This is a genomic window from Acidicapsa ligni (assembly GCF_025685655.1).
Classification (GTDB): Bacteria; Acidobacteriota; Terriglobia; order Terriglobales; family Acidobacteriaceae; genus Acidicapsa; species Acidicapsa ligni.
On record NZ_JAGSYG010000002.1, the window covers coordinates 812441 to 831807 of the forward strand.

Genomic DNA, 19367 nt, shown 5'->3' on the forward strand with positions numbered 1-19367 from the left:
GGGTGGAGTATATTCCCCGTATCTTCGCCTATCGCAAATCGATCTTTCAACCCCACACTCCATTCGCAGGAACCTTTTCCGAAAATTCCTCGTAACTCCTAGCGGCCTTGGTTCAAGAACTCCATCTTCGCGCGTCGCCGTTCGCCCGATGCCGCTACACTTAGAAAACGCATGATGAGCGTCGGGAAATTGTCGGTGACAGTACCGGTCTGGCTGATGCTCGCCTGCCTTCTGACTTCCCATGCCTTTGCCCAGTCATCCTCAGCCAAAACAACTGTCCTGACCGATTCCAATCAGAACTCAATCACCGTCAGCACTCGCGAGCAGATGACCGTTCCAGCCGCGATCCACGGCGCCATCAAGCTCGACGGTCCCTGGCGTTTTCACACCGGCGACGACCCCGGCTGGGCAGATCCCTCCTTCGACGACTCCAGTTGGGAAAAGATCAATCTCACTTCATCGCTCGCCGAGCAGGGAATCGACAGCTACTACGGCTACGGCTGGTATCGCCTGCGCATTCGCCCCGTGCCCATACCCGACTCCGGCCAGATCGCACTGTCTCTACTCGTCATGCCCTTCGGAGTAGGCCAGTCAGAGGTATTCATCAACAACGTGCACCAGGCATCCACACGAGGCATGTCTGAGAGTCCGAAAATGTATCTTTCCCCGCCCTACGGAGTGCAACTCACCCAGGTCGCACCCGACGGCACCATCGTCATCGCCATCCGCACCTGGGCCAGCGTGCCCGTTACGCATGGCCTGCTGGATCGCGTCGAGATCGGCGATACCCAAAGCATCGTCGAAGAAATCACCTCCGAGCGAGCCCACGAATGGGATCAGCATGTGCTCGCGGCGGTTCTCGTCAGCTTCCTCTTTCTCTGCGTGGCAGCACTCGGAGCAACCCTCTATCTTGCGCAACGCAATCATTCCGAATATCTCTGGCTCTCTCTTCTCTGTCTTTCCGTCGCCATCATGGGCGCGATTGACTTCCTCTATGCCGCAGCCTTCGTGAGCCTGCCGGCCTTCAATATTCTCGACCTGTGGGCGGGCCGCATCTTCATGGCCGTCACATTGGAGTTCGTCCTCCGTTTCACCGCCAGCGAATACCGCAGGCTCGTTCGCGGAGTGCAGATCGCAGTGCTCTTACTGCCTTTCATCGCGTGGATTCCCGTACCTTTGGTCTACACCTATCTTTCATTCGCCGCACGGTTTGTCTTCTGCGCACTGGTCGTTGCTCTGCTCTTCCGCGCCTGGCGTCGAGGGCGTCTTGAGGCCGGAGTCATGCTCCTCCCATTCATCCTCGCAGCCACTGCGGATTCAACCGATACCGTGCTCGACTACGCAGCCTCGCAGCACTGGCTCTCGGAACGTTTCGCCTCGCACCGCTTTCATTTCGGCCCTATCGAATTCAGCACCAGCACTGTGGCTTACCTGGTTTTCCTCGGCAGCCTCATCGCCGTCATCCTCTATCGCTTTGTCCACGTCAGTCAGGAAGAGCAACGCACCGCTGCCGAAATAGAAGCAGCGCGCAGCGTACAGGCCCTTCTGATTCCGACTCGTCTCCCGTCCAGCAAAAGCTTCTCCCTCGACAGCGCCTATCTGCCTATCAACGGAGTCGGCGGCGACTTCTTCCAGGTCTTGCCCCTGCAGGATGACTCCATACTGCTCGTGGTCGGCGATGTCAGCGGCAAAGGTCTGCAGGCCGCGATGAGCGCCAGCAGCCTCGTCGGTGCCCTGCGTAACGAACTCGCGCACGACCCCGCAGTCGTTCTCTCCCATCTCAATCAGGTCATGCTCGGCAATCCCACCGTAGAGAGCGCCAACTCCGTCGCCAGCTTCGCCACCTGCCTCTGTGCTCGCGTCTATCCCTCCGGCAAAATGGTGATCGCCAACGCCGGTCATCTCAGCCCCTACCGCGATGGCCGCGAAATGGAACTGGCTCCCGACCTGCCGCTAGGCGTCATTGCCAATATCACTTACGAAGAAGCAACCTTCCAGCTCAAGCCCGGCGACCGCCTCATCTTCCTCTCCGACGGAGTGGTCGAAGCCACCAATCCCCAAGGCGAACTCTTCGGCTTCGAACGCACCCAGCAGGTCAGCCACGAAGCCGCCCGTTATATAGCGCAGATAGCCCAGCGCTTTGGCCAGACCGACGACATCACAGTGGTCTCTCTCTACTTCGTCCCCAACGCCGCCCACCGCGTAGAGCACGAGGCGGTAGCCGTTCATTAATCGCTGTCTACTAAGCAGATCGCTACTTCAATACGATTAAGCCTGCCGCACCAGCTTCAGCCGGATGGAAGTGATTCCATATCGCGTCAGCCGTCTTGCGCGGCACCACCGCAGCCAGGGACTCGGCAGTAGCCTGCTGCACATCGCGCAGGCTTCCAAAGTGCGTCAACAGCCGCTGCCGCATAAGCTGCCCCACACCCGGAATCGCCAACAGCTCCGAATCGCGATCCCGCATCTCGCGCCGCTTGCGATGATACCCAATCGCAAATCTGTGGCTCTCATCGCGAATCAGTTGCACCAGGTGCAGCACCGGTGACCGCCGATCCAGCACCACTGGATCATCCTCATTGCCGTACACGTAGATAACTTCTTCACGCTTGGCAATCGAAGCCAGCGGCTGAGTCGTATAACCCAGCTCTTCCAAAGCATCGCCCGCCGAATGCAACTGTCCCAGCCCGCCATCAATCAGGATCAGCGAAGGCATCGGCTTGCCTTCTTCCTTCAATCGCTTGTAGCGTCGGTGAACGACCTCGCGCATCGAAGCAAAGTCATCCACACCCGAAACCGTCTTGATCTGGAACTTGCGATAGTCCGACTTCTTCATCGCGCCATCTTCCCAGACCACCAGCGAAGCCACTGTTTCCGCACCCTGAATATGCGAAATATCAAAGCACTCAATCCGCTTCGGCAACTCCGGCAGCATCAGCGCATCCGCCAGCGCCTCCTGAATTACCTTGCGCGATGGTTCCAGCACACGAAAGCGCTGGGTATACGACTGCTTCGCATTCTGCCCCGCCAGATCGATCAGCGAACGCTTATCCCCTCGCTGCGGCACGGCCAGCTCAATGCGATGTCCCGTGCGCTCTGTCAGCAACGTACACAGCGATTCACGGTCGTCAAAATCAACCGGCACCAGGATCGAACGCGGCACATAACTCTGATCGATATAAAGCTGCTTCAGTAGAGCAGAGAAGAATTGCCCGGCATGAAATACCGGCGCCTCAACCTCAGCCGCGTCTTCCTGTATCTTCTCCGGAGAAACATCGTCTCCAGCGCTTTCTTCTACCACAGCGCTGGTAAGAAACTCCGGTAATTCCTCCCAGAAAAACTCGCGCCGGTCGACAATCTTTCCCGATCGAATATGGAACAGATTCGCCGCAATGCATCCATTCTCGAAGTGATAACCAAACACATCCGCATCATCGGAATCCGTAGTAGCAATGCGCTGCTTCTCCTCCAGTTGATGCACCGTCGAGATCAAATCCCGATATCTCGCTGCCCGCTCAAACTGCTCGGCCTCAGCCGCCGCCATCATGCGCCCAGTCAACGAACGCTCCAGCTCCGCGCTCTTGCCCTCAAGAAAAAGCTGCGTGTCCTTCACCGCGCCAGCGTATGTCTCCGGAGTCGTAAAATCCTGCACACACGGCCCCAGGCAGCGATGAATGTAGTACTGCAAACACGCCCGCGGATGATACCGCGACAGATCTACCTTGCAGCTCGGAATCAGAAAGCTGCGATGGATCAGATCCACCACGCGATACGCCAGGTTCCCCGGAAAATACGGCCCGTAATACGCTGATCCATCCTTGCGCAGCCGACGTGTAACAAACACCTTCGGATACCGATCGCCCAGCGTCAGCTTCACATACGGATACGTCTTATCATCCCGCAGCAGGATGTTGAATCGAGGCTTGCGCTGCTTGATCAGGTTGTTCTCAAGCGCCAGCGCCTCCATCTCGTTCGCCACCAGGATGTAGTCGAGATCGACAGCCTCGCGCATCAGCCTGCCGGTTTTTGCATTCGCCTGATTAGTTGCCAGCAGGTAGCTCTTCACCCGCGAACGCAGGTTCCGCGCCTTGCCTACATAGATCACCTCACCTGCGGCGTTCTTGTACAGATACACCCCAGGCTGCGTAGGTAAAGTCCGAATTTTCTCGTAAAAGTCCATGTAAAATCTGGCCGACCCCTGTCCCGCCGGAAAAGTTCCAATCTCTAGTTTAGCGATCAAACAGGCCACGCGTGCCGAACTGATCCTGAGTGTTCTAAGTATCAATTTTTCAGAGCAATAAAAATGCAGATTGCAGAAAATTACCCCAGCCCAGCCCACAATAAATCAGAGCAGCCCCACCCTCCACCCTTGCAGTCGCGTGCTTTTGCCTTTGCCGTTGCAGTCGCCCTTGCCTTTCTGGCTGTCATTCCCGCAGGGAATCTGCTGTTAGCCGTTGCAGTTGCTTTTGCAGTCAGCCGTTGCCCTTGCCGTTCTGGCTGTCATTCCCGCAGGGAATCTGCTGTTCCCCACCCATCCATAAATCTACATAGCCCCCCTCCCCCCAAAAACCAACCCAAGAAACACATCATTCACACCCGCGTAACCCTTACCCAAACAGAGTAAAATTTACGCACTTCCTCTCAGCCCAAAGTTTCGCGCAGAACTTATAAGTTTCATTAAATCAGCGATATATGAATTTTCTAAACTTTGGCGAGCCACGTGCCATATCTAACAGCGAAGGTAAACCCAATAGCTCTGCCAATTGGTCATTCCACACTTGTGCAGGGGAGGACAAGACAAATGACAATGCAAAAAATGAGTGTTTCACTTTCTGTTTCAGTGATGGCAATTGCTCTTGCAGGCGTCACCGGTTGCGCCACCAAGAATTACGTGAAGAATCAGACCGCTCCGATCATCGATCAGACCAATCAGCTCAACGATAAGACCGCGCAAAACAACCGCGATATCAAGAGCACAGACGAACGCGCCACCGCTGGCATCGCCAAGGCACAAGGCGCAGCAGATTCCGCCACGCAAAATGCCCAGGGAGCCCAGAAATCCGCAGGGGATGCCGAGAATGCTGCCAACGATGCCGTTCATCGTGCAGACTCCCTCGCCAGCGTTGTAGCCGGTCTGGACAACTATCAGGCCATCGGCAATGTTTCCGTGACCTTCGGCTTCGATAAGGCCGCACTCACCAAGGACGACAAAGCCCAGCTCGATACCTTCGCCGCGACCCTCGCAACCGCCAAGAGCTACATCGTAGAAGTCACGGGCGGCACCGACTCCACCGGCAACGCCGACTACAACTACGCGCTCAGCCAACGTCGCGCGGACGCAGTTGTCCAGTACATCGCGTCGAAGTATTCGATCCCTGCCCACCGCTTCTACCTGATCGGCATCGGCAAGGATAAGGAAGTCGCCGACAACAGCACCCGCGAAGGCCGCGCCAAGAATCGTCGCGTAGACATTCGCCTGCTCTCGAACACCGGCGCCAGGACAACGGACGCCTCTGCACCCGTAGGCGCCCAGGGCAGCCTCTAAGCTCAACCCCAACCAACCGGCAATACTGAATCAATACTCAACGATGCAATCCTGAACGACTTAAGGCCCTTCCTAAGAAGGGCCTTTTTTTTCGAATAGAAATTCCTTAAACGGAAGCCATCCCTAAACGGAAGCCGTTTTGATGTGCTCTGCCCGTACATCGTTCGCCGTAAAGAGTGCGAGGAATGGAGCATCGCCCGCAGCCGCCTCTACCGCAGGCCGTCCGCCTGCCTCCTGCCGCTCTACCAGGCAAACCACCGCCGCCACAACCATGCCGGCATCTTTGGCTGCCTGAATTGCATTGATTGTCGAAGCGCCAGTCGTGCAGACATCATCCACAATCACCACGCGCGCACCTTCGCGAAGAAATCCCTCAATCCGGCGTCCAGTTCCATGCGCCTTCTCTGCCTTGCGCACCAGGAATCCATGCACCAGCGGATACTCCGGATCGACCTGGGCATTCCACGCACTCGCCGTGGCAACGTTCGAAACAATCGGGTCAGCTCCCATCGTCAATCCGCCAACCGCGTCGGCATCGATACCGTGCTCGTCCAGCAACTCCAATACGGCATGGCCCGTAAGCCGTCCGCCCTCGGCATGGAGAGTCGTCGTCCGGCAATCGATGTAGTAGTCGCTCGTTCCACCGGAAGAAAGCGTAAACTGCCCCAGCCGAAAGCTGATCCTGGACAGCAGCGTAAGCAATTGCGATTTGTACGTAGAATTATTCATCGACCTAAGTCTACCAAGCCGGGTCTCCCAAGCCGTGTGGGCATCGGAGATGTTGGTTTGTTTAGCCAGATCAACGTCACACAGTGTATTTTCCTTGCATGATGCGTATTCAGCTTTCGCGACTCCTTACGTCCGCGGCTCTGCTCGCCGTAGCCGCTTCCGCTTTGGCACAAACCACGACACCCGCTCCCAAGCCTGAAGATACGGAGATATGGGAGCCCGTCCCCAAGGTTGTCACCGCAACTCCAAACTTCACACCGCCCCCGTCCGATGCCATCATTCTCTTCGATGGCAAGAACGAAGACGAGTGGGTATCGAATAAGGACAAATCGCCAGCGCAATGGGTCGTTGCCAACAACGTTCTGACCGTAAGCAAGTCCCAGGGAAACATCGAGACCAAGCGCAGTTTCAAGAACTATCAGCTTCATCTCGAATGGAAAGTCCCGGCCAGCATCACCGGTTCCGGTCAGGCACGCGGCAACAGCGGCGTATTTCTGGCCTCTACCGGATCGGGCGATGCCGGTTATGAGTTGCAGGTTCTCGATTCGTATAACAACAAAACCTACGTGAACGGCATGGCGGGCAGCATGTATAAGCAGGCCATTCCGCTGGCAAATCCCGGTCGCAAACCCGGCGAGTGGCAGAGCTACGACGTAATGTGGACAGCGCCGACATTCAACGAAGACGGTTCGGTGAAAACTCCGGCCTATGTCACTGTGCTCTTCAACGGCGTCCTGGTGGAGAACCATTTCGAGTTGAAAGGCGAGACGCTCTACATAGGCAAGCCGTTCTACAAGAAGTATGACGCAGCTCCGATCAAGCTTCAGGCACACGGCGACAAAAGCGAACCAATGAGCTTCCGCAATATCTGGGTAAGGGAACTGAACTAAGAATTCCACGCAGACAATTCCACACCGAGCAATTCCACACCGAGCAATTCCACATTGCAAAAGATGCTCAAAAGCGAGAGGCCAGCAGGGAAGAATCCCGCTGGCCTCTCGCTTCGTTAGCGCTTTGGTTTCTTTGTTAAAGAGCTTAGTTGTTGAAGGGCGTAAGATTCATCGGCTCGGTAAGGGTAAATAGCAGCACGGAACCCGGCTCCAGCGTAGCCTGCGGATGATCCACCATCAGATGCGTTGTCACGATGCCTGCGCCAACCAGGCTGCCCGTCAGTGCTCCGACCGGCCCTCCAAGCACAGCACCGGTAATTGCACCGGCTCCTACAACCGAGCCGTATTCGATGCCATCCTTCTTTGCCCGCGAACCAGGATTGATGCTTCCTTCGCCGCCAATCCTCGTCTTCGATCCTGGAGTACCCGTTGTCTCCGCATGCAGCGCATATCGCGAACCATCGGGCAGAATCACGGCCTCCGGCCTCAGACGAAAGCTGCCGTGTCCGCCAAAGTGGCCAGCCGAAACGGCAGTCACGCGGCCCTCAATTCCGGAGCCAGCAGGAATCAGCACCCTGCCATTCTGCAGAACATCACTCGCAACCTGACCGTGGAACGGTTCGCCCTTTTCGCTCTCCGTGCTTGAAAGCCGTTCACTCAATCGCACACGAATCGTTGCACCTTCCATCAACTGCCCCGGCCCAGCCGGTTGCGGATGCACAATATCTCCATCCGGATCGGCAATCTGCTGGCGCTCCATCAACGGCTGCGGTGTGGGATAGGACGAGTAAGCCGAACCCGAATAGGTCTGCCTGGCATTCCCTGCATCCGGAGCGGCCTGCTGCATCGGTGGCGGCGGAGCAGGCTGGGCTACAACAGCCGCCGAAGGCTTGGCATCCGGAGTCGTCTCAACTACGTCCTGGGGCGGCTGGGACACGCCCTGATACGTGCTCGGCTGGCTCGTCTGCTGTTGTGCCATTGCGGCACTCGCCAGAGTCAGCGACGCGGAAGCAATCATGGTCAAAGCTAGCTTTTGCTTATGCATAGCGAAATTCTCCTTCAAAAGAGGGTGCAGCAAAAAGGCGGTGCAGCAAGAAATCAACCGACAAGGCTCCGGTCAACTTAGGAAGACACGTTATGAAGACACGAACGATGTCGCGAAGTTGTCTCCAGAGCGCAGAAACGGCATTCCGGCACCTTATCCATCTTCTACGGTAGTCCTTTTTCATGCAGGCCGCAGAATTGATTTCACCCGTTCGATGAATCCGTGTACCGCCCGGTGCACGAATCAGGATAGGCACTCCCGCGCAGGAAATCGCCTTCGCGCATGGCGCATCCTCAACAGCTCCTTCATCAGGGTGCGCGCTCTCGTTTGTTAGAATGACCTCGGTATCTGCAATAAACAACGCATACAACAAATAAGGGGAGGACGCACATGGCCGAGCTTTTGACCACGATCCAGAGCACTTTCGGCAAGGCCGTCAACGTCGATCGTCGCCCCAAACTAAACGACCGCCTGCAACACCGCATCGCGAGGACTGATATGACTGAAATTGCAGCAATTCGCGCCCGTGAAATTCTCGATTCGCGCGGCAATCCTACTGTAGAAGCAGACGTTATTCTTGAATCCGGCGCTCTCGGCCGCGCAGCAGTTCCCTCGGGAGCCTCCACCGGCGAACATGAAGCCGTGGAACTCCGCGATGGAGACAAGAGCCATTACCTGGGCAAGGGCGTATTACAAGCTGTTGAAAATGTAGAAACCATCATTGCCCCCGAACTCGAAGGCTTTGACGCCAGCAACCAGCGCCTTCTTGACTTCACGATGATCGCGCTCGATGGCACCCCGAACAAATCCAAGCTCGGCGCCAACGCCATTCTTGCTGTTTCCATGGCCGCCAGCCGCGCCGTTGCCCAGACTCTCGAAATCCCGCTCTACCGCTATCTCGGCGGCGCCAACGCCTGCATCCTGCCCACACCGATGATGAACATCCTCAACGGCGGCGCGCACGCAGACAGCAATGTAGACTTTCAGGAATTCATGGTTATGCCGGTTGGCGCAGAGCGTTTCTCTGACGCACTTCGCTGGGGCACCGAGGTCTTCCACACCCTCAAAGGCGTGCTGAAGAAGAAGGGCTACAACACCGCAGTTGGCGATGAAGGCGGATTCGCTCCTTCACTCACCTCCAACTCCGAGGCCATCGAACTCATTCTCGAAGCCATCCACCTCGCAGGCTACAAGCCCGGCGAACAGATCGCCATCGCTCTCGATCCGGCCGCGAGCGAGTTCTACGACAAAGACAAGAAGAAGTACGTCTTCAAGAAGAGTGACAAGCGCGAACTCACCAGCGAGCAGATGGCCAGCTTCTGGGATGATTGGTCCCGCCAATACCCCATCGTCAGCATTGAAGACGGCCTGGCCGAAGACGATTGGGAAGGCTGGCGCTCACTCACCGAAAAGGCAGGCGGCCGCATCCAGCTCGTCGGAGACGATCTTTTCGTCACCAACGTGCAGCGTCTGCAGCAGGGCATCGATGAAGGCGTAGCCAACTCGATCCTGATCAAGGTCAACCAGATCGGCACCGTAACCGAGACCTTCGAAGCGATTGAACTTGGCCGCCGCTACGGCTATACCAGCATCATTTCGCATCGCAGCGGCGAAACCGAAGACACCTTCATCGCCGACCTCGCAGTCGCCACCGGAGCAGGCCAGATCAAGACCGGCTCAGCCTCGCGCACCGACCGCATCGCCAAGTACAACCAGCTTCTTCGCATTGAAGAAGAGCTGGGTCAGGGCGCAAACTTCCTCGGCATCGAAAGCATCAACTACAACGTATAACTTCGTGTTGAGCAACTGCGCGTGCCCCATGTCTCGCGTCCGAGGCATGGGAATGCATCAACCGAAACGAATCTTCGGGTGCCCATCCTTGACGCAGTTCATCGCGACAAGGATGGGTAACAAGTTCTGCAGCCGAATCAAAATGCGTTGTTATGCAAAGCAAAGTATCTGTTTTTGCCTGTGCATTTTTGCCCTTGCATTCCTTGCTCTTGCATTTTTGTCTGTCATTCCCGAAGGGAATCTGCTTTTGTCTTTTGCCCTTCCGGTCGCTGCCATTTAGACATTCAAGCTGCAATCGTCAGCTTCCCCAAAATCGTTGAGAGGTCCTACCGTGTCCATCCCTCGCCGCCCCTTAGTTCTGACCATCCTCGACGGATGGGGCTACTCGCCAAAGACCGCGAACAACGCCATCGCCCTCGCTCGCAAGCCCACCTATGACAAGCTCCTCGCGGAGTACCCTAACACCCTCATCCGCGCCAGCGAGCACTTCGTCGGCCTGCCGGATGGACAGATGGGCAACAGCGAAGTGGGCCATCTGAATCTGGGTGCGGGCCGTGTCGTCAAGATGGACATCACACGCATCGACTCCCTCATCGCCACCGATGAATTCACGAACTTTCCGGCTATCGCCAAGGCCATGCAGCGCGCCCGCGAAAACGATCGCCAGCTTCATCTCATCGGTCTGCTCTCAGATGGTGGAGTTCACGCTCACCAGGAGCATCTCTACGCACTGCTGCGTGCAGCCAAGGCCCACGGAGTAACTCGCGTCTTCGTCCATGCTTTCCTCGACGGCCGCGACACACTGCCGACCTCAGGAGCAGCCTATATCGCCAAACTCCAGCAGAAGATGACCGAGTATGGCATTGGCAAACTTGCCTCCGTCAGCGGTCGCTATTTCGCCATGGATCGCGATAAGAAGTGGGATCGCGAACTCAAGGCATTCACCGCTATGGTTGCAGGCAAAGCCGAGGGTGGAACAACCAGCGATCCCGTCGCTTATGTGCGCGAACAATACAACAAGAACATCACCGACGAATTCACGATTCCCTTCGTCGTCACCGATGAATCCGGCAAGCCGAACGGCGTCATTCGCGATGAAGATGTAGTTATCAACTTCAACTACCGTGCCGACCGCGCGCGCCAGATTACACGCGTCCTCACTCGCGAAAGCGGCCTCAATCAAGCAGGCGGCCGCAACCTCGACGCATGGGAATCGCTCGATGAAATCATTCCTCGCAGCGATATTCCCAAGAAGCTTTACTACCTCTGCATGACGCAGTACGACAAGAACTACAGCCTGCCGCTCGTGATCCTGCCCGAGTCGATGGACAACCTGTTAGCCAACGTCCTTGGCAATGCTCAGCTTCGCAACCTGCGCGTAGCCGAGACAGAGAAGTATGCTCACGTGACTTACTTCTTCAACGGCGGCATAGAAACTCCATTCCCCGGTGAAGATAGAACACTTATCCAATCCAAGAAAGTAGCGACTTACGACCTAGCCCCTGAGATGTCCGCCGAAGGCATTGGCGACACCATCGTAAACGCTATCAACGACACGGCATTCGATCTCATTATCGCCAACTTCGCGAACGCGGATATGGTTGGCCACAGCGGCCAGTTGGAACCCACGATCAAGGCTGTTGAATATGTGGATGCCCAACTAACACGCATCTACAAAGCCCTGCGCGAAAAAGGCGGTAGCTGGCTGATTACCGCCGACCACGGCAACGCCGAACAGATGGTAGACCCAGGCACCGGCGGCCCACACACAGCCCACACCACCAACCCTGTCCCAATGATCTACGTCGGCGAAGACGCCAATAAATACACCCTGCGTCCCGACGGCAGCCTGCGAGACATCAGCCCAACCTTGATCAATCTCCTAAACCTGCATCTGCCAAATGAAATGACAGGCGGCGACCTGCGCGTGCCGATCGCTGCGCTATAAACCAAGTTGCGTGCCCCACATCTAATTCCTTAGATGTGGGGCACATTCATGCAAAGCATAGACGTGGCTGTGTGATTTCTCCACAATTGGAATTAACAGACTCATCTAACAATAAACAAATGAGGCACAGTCCTAATAAGACTGTGCCTCATTTGTTTCACGGAAAAATTTCTACAGCTAGTTAATAGAGATAGCCTTGGTAAGCGGCAAATCCTGTGACGATCCGCCGACCATGAATGTATAGCCGCCTGGTGTGAGCTTCCACTGATCCGCGGCGACATCAAAGACTGAAAGATATTTTGGATCGATAGCTACAGAAACAGTTTTGCTTTCGCCCGGAGCCAGCTTGACTTTGCTCCAGCCTACAAGGCGCTTCGGTGGTTCATTCGTGACGGCTGGCAGTGCGGCATATACTTCTGCGATCTCCGTTCCTGCACGGCTTCCCGAGTTCGTTATTTTGAATGACACGGACGTCGAACTTCCCGGAGTTACCTGCAGGTCCGAGTAAGTGAAAGTCGTATAGGAGAGTCCAAATCCAAACGGAAAGAGTACCGGCTTCTTCTCTGCGTCATACCACTTATAGCCAACCTTGAGGCCTTCGCTGTAAGTCACGCTGAAAGTCGCTTTCGCGTCCTCGTTATGCATAACTGGCGACGGTCCCTGCGCTCCCGGAGGTGGTTGCACAACTGTCGGGTGCGGCAGATCGGCCTCGCTCCTGGGGAAGGTCATCGGCAGCTTTGCACTTGGGTTAACATCGCCAAAGAGTACGTTGGCGACGGCCTGTGCGCCCTTGCTGCCGGAGTACCAAGCCTCTGTCACAGCGCCTACCTGGTCAAGCCACGGCATGGTCACAGCCGTACCCGTTTCGAGCACAACAACAGTTTTGGGATTGGCAGCAGCGACAGCGGAAATCAATGCGTCCTGGTTGTTCGGCAGCGAGAGGCTTTTCAAATCCTCGCCTTCGCTGGTCCATTGATTCACGAAGACGATGGCGACGTCGGACTGCTTTGCCAGGGCTGCTGCCGAGGCTGTATCCGCTCCTGAATCGAAGAGCACCTTGGCCGTTGGCGCTTTGGCGATGATGCTTTTGAGGGGCGAAGTGGGGAACCATACATGCGATAGCCACACCGGGTTATAGCCACCCGGAGGATCAACCTGCGCTGAGCCTCCACCGGAGATCATGCCCATGTCCGCGTGATCGCCAATGATAGCGATGGACTTGATGCTGTCTTTGTCGAGCGGCAATAGATTGCTGCTGTTCTTGAGCAGCACGATGCTGTGTTCCTCGATGCGCTGTGCGGTTTCAAAACCAGCTTCAACATCGACCACGCTCTTGCGGATGGGGTCATCCACCAGGCCGGCGGCAAACTCCGAACGCAGAATGCGGTGTACATGCTCATTCAGTTCGGCCTCTGAAATCTTGCCATCCTGAACGGCTTTCTTATAAGTGTCACCATAGAAGTTCTCTTCAGGCTGCTCGTTGTCGAGACCGGCTTTGGAGGCCTTCAATACGGAGTGCGTGCCACCCCAGTCCGATAGTACGAAGCCCTTGAAGTGCCAGTCATTGCGAAGAACATCGGTAAGGGTGTAGTGATTTTCGCAGGCGTAGTCGCCATTGATTGCGTTGTAAGAGCACATGACGGCTGCGGGATCGCCCACGGAGATGCCGATCTCAAAGGCCAGCAAATCTGTTTCGCGGAGTGAGCGCTTGTCGATGATGGAGTCGACTTCGTTGCGGCCGCTCTCCTGATCGTTGACTGCGAAGTGCTTGATGTCGCCGATGACATGCTGCGCCTGTTCGCACTTGATGCGATTGCCGACGAGTGTTCCTGCGAGGATTGGGTCTTCGCCCTGGTATTCAAAGGTGCGCCCGTTGCGCGGTTCACGGGTGATGTTGACGCCTCCGCCGAGGGTCATGTTGTAGCCCTGCGCGCGGAGTTCGCGGCCAATGAGCGCACCGTATTCGCATGCAGACTCGGTATCCCAACTCGCGGCTGCGCCGAGGTTGGAGGGCAGAGCAGTCGAGTAGCGGCCATTCATGGCGCTGGAGCGAACTCCGTAGGCTGCGTCACTCATTTGAATAAAGGGAATCCCTAGCTCAGGGATGCCCAGGACGAATCCCGCGCCTCCATTGCCCAGGTAGGCGTTGGCCTTGGCCTTGCCCCAGCCGGGCATGCCCTGACCGTGCAGCAGATCGATCTTCTGATCCAACGTAAGCTGCTTCATTACCAGATCGGCGCGCTCATCCGGAGAGAGACTCTTATTCATCCATGCGGCGTGAGCCCAGGCGGGCTCTGCGGGCTTATGGCGGGGTGACTGCGCGGGGCTCGCAACCGAAATAGAGGTGAGGATTGCGAGTGCGGTAAGGCTCTGGCGCCAAGGCAAACTTATTTTCATTATGACCATCCGGAAAGGTTTTTCTGCGATACCCATCATACGCGTGTAAGTGCATAAGTAAATCGTATGAGCTGAGATTCGGGAGATAATTTCCGGAATCAGGACAATCGATTGTTCCATAGCGCATGAAAATAGGCTTTCCTGATCATCCTATGTCTTTACGTAATTGCGATCATCCTTCGACTACGGTAGGAACTCCGACAGATGAGCTCGACGGCTTTATCTTCCGCCGAATCATCATCAGCTCGTCTGGAACGAGTTCGATCCGAGCATTCCTGACGATGCTCGACAGCTTAGCCGAAGGGCTATTCAAATTAGTGATCCAGCCATCGTATATTCACTGGGCGTTCATATTGACACGGTACAAAAGTTTAGTTCGCCGTAAGTCGCGGTGATATAGGAGGAATAGTGCAAAAGCTAATAGCATCAACGCTCGCCACGCTACTAATTGCCGGTACACTTCCAATTCCCGCACTTGCTTCAGGCAACACGGGGGAGACGGCAACTCCAATCAAGCATCTCGTTGTGATCTTCCAGGAAAATGTCTCGTTCGATCACTACTTTGCAACGTATCCATATGCGGTCAATCCGAAGGGTGAACCGCGCTTTTCCGCTGCCCAGAATACGCCGACAGTCAATGGATTGCTTGGTGCTTTGCTTGAGCACAATCCTAACCTGACAAACTCAGTCAACGGCAAGGGTGCGACGAATCCGTTCCGCCTGGACCGGTCGCAGGCTGCAACGGCCGATCAGGATCATGACTACGGCCCAGAGCAGAAGGCTTTCGATCATGGCTTGATGGATGCGTTCCCGTTCTCCGTAGGTACGGCAGGTCCTCCGCCGACGGGTAGCCCGATCACCGCTACGACTGGGTTGACGATGGGTTACTACGATGGCAACACTGTGACCGGCTACTGGAACTATGCACAGCAGTATGCAATGAGCGATAACTCATACGATACAAACTTTGGCCCTTCTACCGATGGAGCAGTCAACCTGATCTCCGGCCAGTTGAACGGCGTGATCGACGACGTGAATCCGGGCGGCGCAACGATCAGCGACGGTGGCGATGGATTGACGCTGATCAGCGATGCCGATCCTGTGGGCGATGTGTGCTCGACGACAAGCGGAGAGCTGGTACGGTTTGGCGGAAAGAACATCGGCGATCTGCTGAATGCTCATGGCATTAGCTGGGGATTCTTTGAAGGCGGCTTCGATCTGCAGGCCAAGAATGCCAACGGCACGACGGGTTGCAATCGCACCACTACTTCCAAGGTGACCAACACGAACAAGGCCGATTACATTCCGCATCACGAGCCTTTCCAGTACTACACCTCGACTGCAAATCCGACCCACGCGCGGCCTTCATCGAAGTCGGCGATTGGCTTCAGCGGAGATGCGGCGAATCATCAGTACGATACACAGGACTTTTTCGACGCGATCAATGCCGGCAACTTCCCGGCGGTTTCGTATCTCAAGGCTCCTGGATTTGAAGATGGCCACGCTGGTTATTCCGATCCTCTGGATGAACAGAACTTTGTGGTAACGGTGATCAACTTTCTGCAGAAACAGAGGGATTGGGACTCTACCGCTGTGGTCATTGCGTATGATGATTCCGATGGCTGGTACGATCACCAGATCGGACCGATTGTGAATGCCTCTACGACTGCTGCAGATGCGCTGACCGGACCCGGAGCTTGCGGCGATGGATCCTCAGCTCTGCCTGGAATCAGCTCGGGAACAGAGCACGCTCAGGGACGTTGCGGATATGGTCCGCGTCTGCCTCTGCTGGTGATTTCTCCCTGGTCGAAGCATAACTTCGTGGATCACACTGTCACGGATCAATCTTCAATCCTGCGGTTTGTTGAAGACAACTGGCTGGGCGGCGAGCGGGTCGGACAGGGATCGTTTGATACGATTGCGAACCCGATCAACAACATGTTCAATTTCGATCGTCCAGAGAACTCCGGCAGATATCAATTGGATCCCGGTACTGGCCAGGTCGTAGAGCGTGATCGCGGCATTAACTGGTAACCGGTTCGTACAACCGTAGTAAAGAAGCAACGGCAGTAAGAAGCAACGGCATGGGAGGGTTTTTCTCCTGTGCCGTTGTTTGTATTAGCGTGAATCTGAAAGAGGTTTTTCATTTGAGTCCTCGAAATTGCCAGAGCCGTTTAAGTCGGCGCAAATTTCTTTCCCAATCCGCGATAGCTGCAACTGTTGGTGCTGTCACGCATTCAGGCATGGCTGAGATGATGTCGCATCGAGCTGCTCCACATCGGGCCGTTCTGTCTGTACCGAATCTTGATCCAAACAGTCTTGAGCGCTATGTGGATGCGCTGCCTGTTCCGGAGATTGCGAAGGCTTCCGGAATGCACGAAGTTCCCGGCCAGCCAGGAGTCAAGGTACCGTTTTATCGCCAGTCGATGCGGGAGATTTCTACGAAGCTGCATCGGGATTTACCGGCTACGCGCATGTGGTCTTACGGTGGGTCTGTTCCGGGCGTGACGTTTGAGACTCGAAGCGGACAGGGCCTGTTAGTGGAGTGGACGAACGCGTTGCCAGCGAAGCATTTTCTGCCGATCGATCATTCGCTGCACGGGGCCGAAAAGGGAAGTCCCGAAGTGCGAGGTGTTGTGCATCTGCATGGTGGCAAGACTCCGCCTGAGCATGATGGGTATCCAGAGGATTGGTATGTGCCGGGTAAGTCGCGGAGTTACTACTATCCCAATGAGCAGGATGCGACGCTGCTGTGGTATCACGATCATTCGATGGGCATCAACCGGTTGAACATCTATGCGGGGATGCTGGGGTTGCATGTGATTCGCGATGAGGTTGAGGATGCGCTGCATCTGCCAAGCGGAAAGTATGAGGTTCCGCTGGTGATCATGGATCGCGATTTACACGAGGACGGGCAGTTGAGTTATCCGGTGTCGGCTGATCCAGATAAGCCCTGGGTGCCGGAGGCTTTTGGTGCGGCGCAGTTGGTGAATGGCAAGCTGTTTCCATATCTGGATGTGGAGGCGCGGAAGTATCGCTTTCGAGTATTGAATGGAGCGAACGGGAGATTCTATCGGCTTTCTCTTTCAGAGGGAGTTGAGATGCATCAGATCGGTTCGGATCAGGGGTTGCTGGCTGGCCCGGTGGCTATGAAGCATGTGCAGCTTGCTCCGGGAGAGCGCGTGGATCTGGTGGTGGATTTTGCGGGACATCGGGGCGCGAAGATTTTGTTGGCGAGCGATTCTTTTCCGCTGATGCAGTTTCGAGTGGGGGCGGATGAGGTTCACGATGCGAGTGAGTTGCCTAAGACGCTGCGGCCGGTAGCGCGGATTGCGGAGAACTCTTCGGTGATGACGCGGCGGCTCACACTCGATGAGACGGAGAGCATGGTGGGCGAGTCCATGGGGATGCTGTTGAATAAAACTCCGTGGCATATGCCGATTACCGAGAAGCCGGTGCTTGGTTCGACTGAGATATGGGAGTTTGTGAATCTTACGGATGATACGCATCCGATCCATCTGCACATGGTGAAGTTTCAGGTGTTGGATCGCAGGCCGTTCGAGGCTTTTGAATATATGACTGCCGGGACGCTGCGGTATACGGGGGCGGTGATGGCTCCTGATGCGAATGAGATGGGATGGAAGGACACGGTTCGCGTAAATGCGAAGACTGTTACTCGGATTATTGTCCCCTTTGTTGGGTATCCGGGGCGGTACGTCTGGCACTGTCACCTGCTGGAGCATGAAGACAACGAAATGATGCGGCCTTATGAGGTAGTCAAGGCTTAGAGGGGCTGGACGCAACAACGGCCTGTGCATGGATATGCGCAGGCCGTTGCTGGGTGATCTGTTGGGATTGGCTTTTGACTAAGGCACTCGCGCTTTGGCGAAGGCCAGTGGCCCGGCGGGTATTTTCGTCGGGACTTACTCTGGGGCTTGGGCGCGATGCCCTAGGCCTCAGTCACCTCACGTTGATCGATACATTGGTACGAACAACTGTCTGAATTCATAGGCTGGATCATCCTCCTTTCCCGTGTAGGTTGAAATTAATCCTGGGGGTGGGGCGAAGTCAAGTGGCCGGGGCGAACAGGTGGAGAACCTGACCCCCAGGGGGGCTATGTAGGTGTTTCTTCGTTGGAGGCCGTTTTGAGTTCCTGGAGGAGATTGCGGCGGATTTTGGGTTCGATGGGGCGTGCGTTGTAGGCAACCTGCGCTACGTAGGTGAGGCGGGTGCCGTCCTCGATTCGGATAGCGCCGATGAGCATGCCGTGAGCGATGCAGGCGAGGAAATCGCGAATGTTTTCTGCTCCGGAAAGTGCGGGCAAGGCTCGACGGTAGGCTTTTTCGGCTTGTTGCACTGCGTCGAATTTCAGTTCGCCGCTTGTAGCGGCTTTTTCGAGGGCGTTCCCGTAGGCATTGCAGCATTGCGTGACTGCCGGGTTGCCGGTGGTTGGATCGGTTGCGGCACCGGTGAGGTCGGGAGGCTCGGGAGGCGGAATCTGGCTTACCTTAAGCAGGAGCTGGTCGAGGGTCGTCCTGGAATTGATCTTTGGGTAGCCGACAGGGAGAGTTGTATCCGGCATCGAAGTTGCTCCTGGGATGGTTTCTGGGATGGTCTGAGGTTCATTGCATCTCCAGCTTCGATTTTGCGCGTTTGCGCGGTAATTCTATGCAACTGCGGGAAGGGGATTGTCTGTCTGGTTTGGTTTTGAAATCGTGCTCGATCGTTAGGCGGCGAAGGTCTTGCGGCGGTTTGCCAGGTCGCCGAGCCCGGCGAGGAGACCGTCGATGGATATGTCCTCGTCGAGAGCCTCCCAATGGAGGCCGCGGGGACTGAGAACTACCTGCTCGCGCTGCTCGGGGGTACTGTTCCGGAGGCGCGGAAACCATGCCAGCGGCACTCCCAGGACGCGGCCGTCGCTCAGGTCTACCCAGAAGCTATCTTCGTCAAAGTGGATTCGGGTTGGGCTAACGGAAGAATTCATTCCAACTCTTCTCGAAGATTTCCAGCACAGGATAGGTT

General features: G+C 56.0%; 13 protein-coding genes. 7 read left to right on the plus strand and 6 right to left on the minus strand.

The window, feature by feature from the left end; translation table 11 throughout:
• The first annotated feature begins 195 nt into the window (after window positions 1-195).
• Complete coding sequence (locus tag OHL19_RS09765) at window positions 196-2232, plus strand: PP2C family protein-serine/threonine phosphatase (protein ID WP_263357467.1); 2037 nt, start codon at window positions 196-198, stop codon at window positions 2230-2232.
• A 22-nt stretch (window positions 2233-2254) separates the two neighbouring features.
• On the opposite strand, the gene uvrC is transcribed toward OHL19_RS09765, so the two are convergent.
• Window positions 2255-4180 carry an excinuclease ABC subunit UvrC gene (uvrC, locus tag OHL19_RS09770; protein WP_263357469.1) on the minus strand — a complete coding sequence of 642 codons (1926 nt, stop codon included), beginning with the start codon at window positions 4178-4180 and terminating at the stop codon, window positions 2255-2257.
• Between the two features lie 621 nt (window positions 4181-4801).
• Here uvrC and OHL19_RS09775 point away from each other — a divergent pair.
• The gene (locus tag OHL19_RS09775; RefSeq protein WP_263357470.1) at window positions 4802-5545 is read left to right on the plus strand and encodes an OmpA family protein; all 744 of its coding nucleotides are present in this window, start codon (window positions 4802-4804) and stop codon (window positions 5543-5545) included.
• Between the two features lie 123 nt (window positions 5546-5668).
• Here OHL19_RS09775 and pyrE read toward each other — a convergent pair whose 3' ends face one another.
• Window positions 5669-6274, minus strand: a complete 606-nt coding sequence (gene pyrE / locus OHL19_RS09780; protein WP_263357471.1) for an orotate phosphoribosyltransferase — start codon at window positions 6272-6274, stop codon at window positions 5669-5671.
• Between the two features lie 98 nt (window positions 6275-6372).
• Here pyrE and OHL19_RS09785 point away from each other — a divergent pair, with 98 nt between their 5' ends.
• Window positions 6373-7164, plus strand: a complete 792-nt coding sequence (locus OHL19_RS09785; protein ID WP_263357472.1) for a 3-keto-disaccharide hydrolase — start codon at window positions 6373-6375, stop codon at window positions 7162-7164.
• Window positions 7165-7309: 145 nt separating this feature from the next.
• On the opposite strand, the gene OHL19_RS09790 is transcribed toward OHL19_RS09785, so the two are convergent.
• A complete protein-coding gene (locus OHL19_RS09790) occupies window positions 7310-8209 on the minus strand; it encodes a DUF456 domain-containing protein (RefSeq protein WP_263357473.1) in 900 nt (299 codons plus the stop codon).
• 498 nt (window positions 8210-8707) lie between these two features.
• Here OHL19_RS09790 and eno point away from each other — a divergent pair, with 498 nt between their 5' ends.
• Together eno and gpmI are read left to right on the plus strand one after the other, a co-directional pair.
• Window positions 8708-10000, plus strand: coding sequence for a phosphopyruvate hydratase (gene eno / locus OHL19_RS09795; RefSeq protein ID WP_263357646.1), 1293 nt, complete (start codon window positions 8708-8710; stop codon window positions 9998-10000).
• A 331-nt stretch (window positions 10001-10331) separates the two neighbouring features.
• Window positions 10332-11948, plus strand: coding sequence for a 2,3-bisphosphoglycerate-independent phosphoglycerate mutase (gene gpmI, locus OHL19_RS09800; RefSeq protein WP_396126728.1), 1617 nt, complete (start codon window positions 10332-10334; stop codon window positions 11946-11948).
• A gap of 177 nt (window positions 11949-12125) precedes the next feature.
• On the opposite strand, the gene OHL19_RS09805 is transcribed toward gpmI, so the two are convergent.
• On the minus strand, window positions 12126-14345 hold the full coding sequence (locus OHL19_RS09805; RefSeq protein WP_263357474.1) for a beta-glucosidase: 2220 nt from the start codon (window positions 14343-14345) through the stop codon (window positions 12126-12128).
• 408 nt (window positions 14346-14753) lie between these two features.
• Here OHL19_RS09805 and OHL19_RS09810 point away from each other — a divergent pair, with 408 nt between their 5' ends.
• Window positions 14754-16379 (plus strand): phospholipase C, encoded by a 1626-nt coding sequence (locus OHL19_RS09810; protein WP_263357475.1) that lies wholly within the window; start codon window positions 14754-14756, stop codon window positions 16377-16379.
• A gap of 209 nt (window positions 16380-16588) precedes the next feature.
• Window positions 16589-18133, plus strand: coding sequence for a multicopper oxidase family protein (locus OHL19_RS09815; protein ID WP_263357476.1), 1545 nt, complete (start codon window positions 16589-16591; stop codon window positions 18131-18133).
• A gap of 326 nt (window positions 18134-18459) precedes the next feature.
• Here OHL19_RS09815 and OHL19_RS09820 read toward each other — a convergent pair whose 3' ends face one another.
• Window positions 18460-18927 carry a hypothetical protein gene (locus tag OHL19_RS09820; protein WP_263357477.1) on the minus strand — a complete coding sequence of 156 codons (468 nt, stop codon included), beginning with the start codon at window positions 18925-18927 and terminating at the stop codon, window positions 18460-18462.
• A gap of 144 nt (window positions 18928-19071) precedes the next feature.
• Window positions 19072-19329, minus strand: a complete 258-nt coding sequence (locus OHL19_RS09825) for a DUF2442 domain-containing protein (protein ID WP_263357479.1) — start codon at window positions 19327-19329, stop codon at window positions 19072-19074.
• Window positions 19330-19367: the final 38 nt, after the last annotated feature.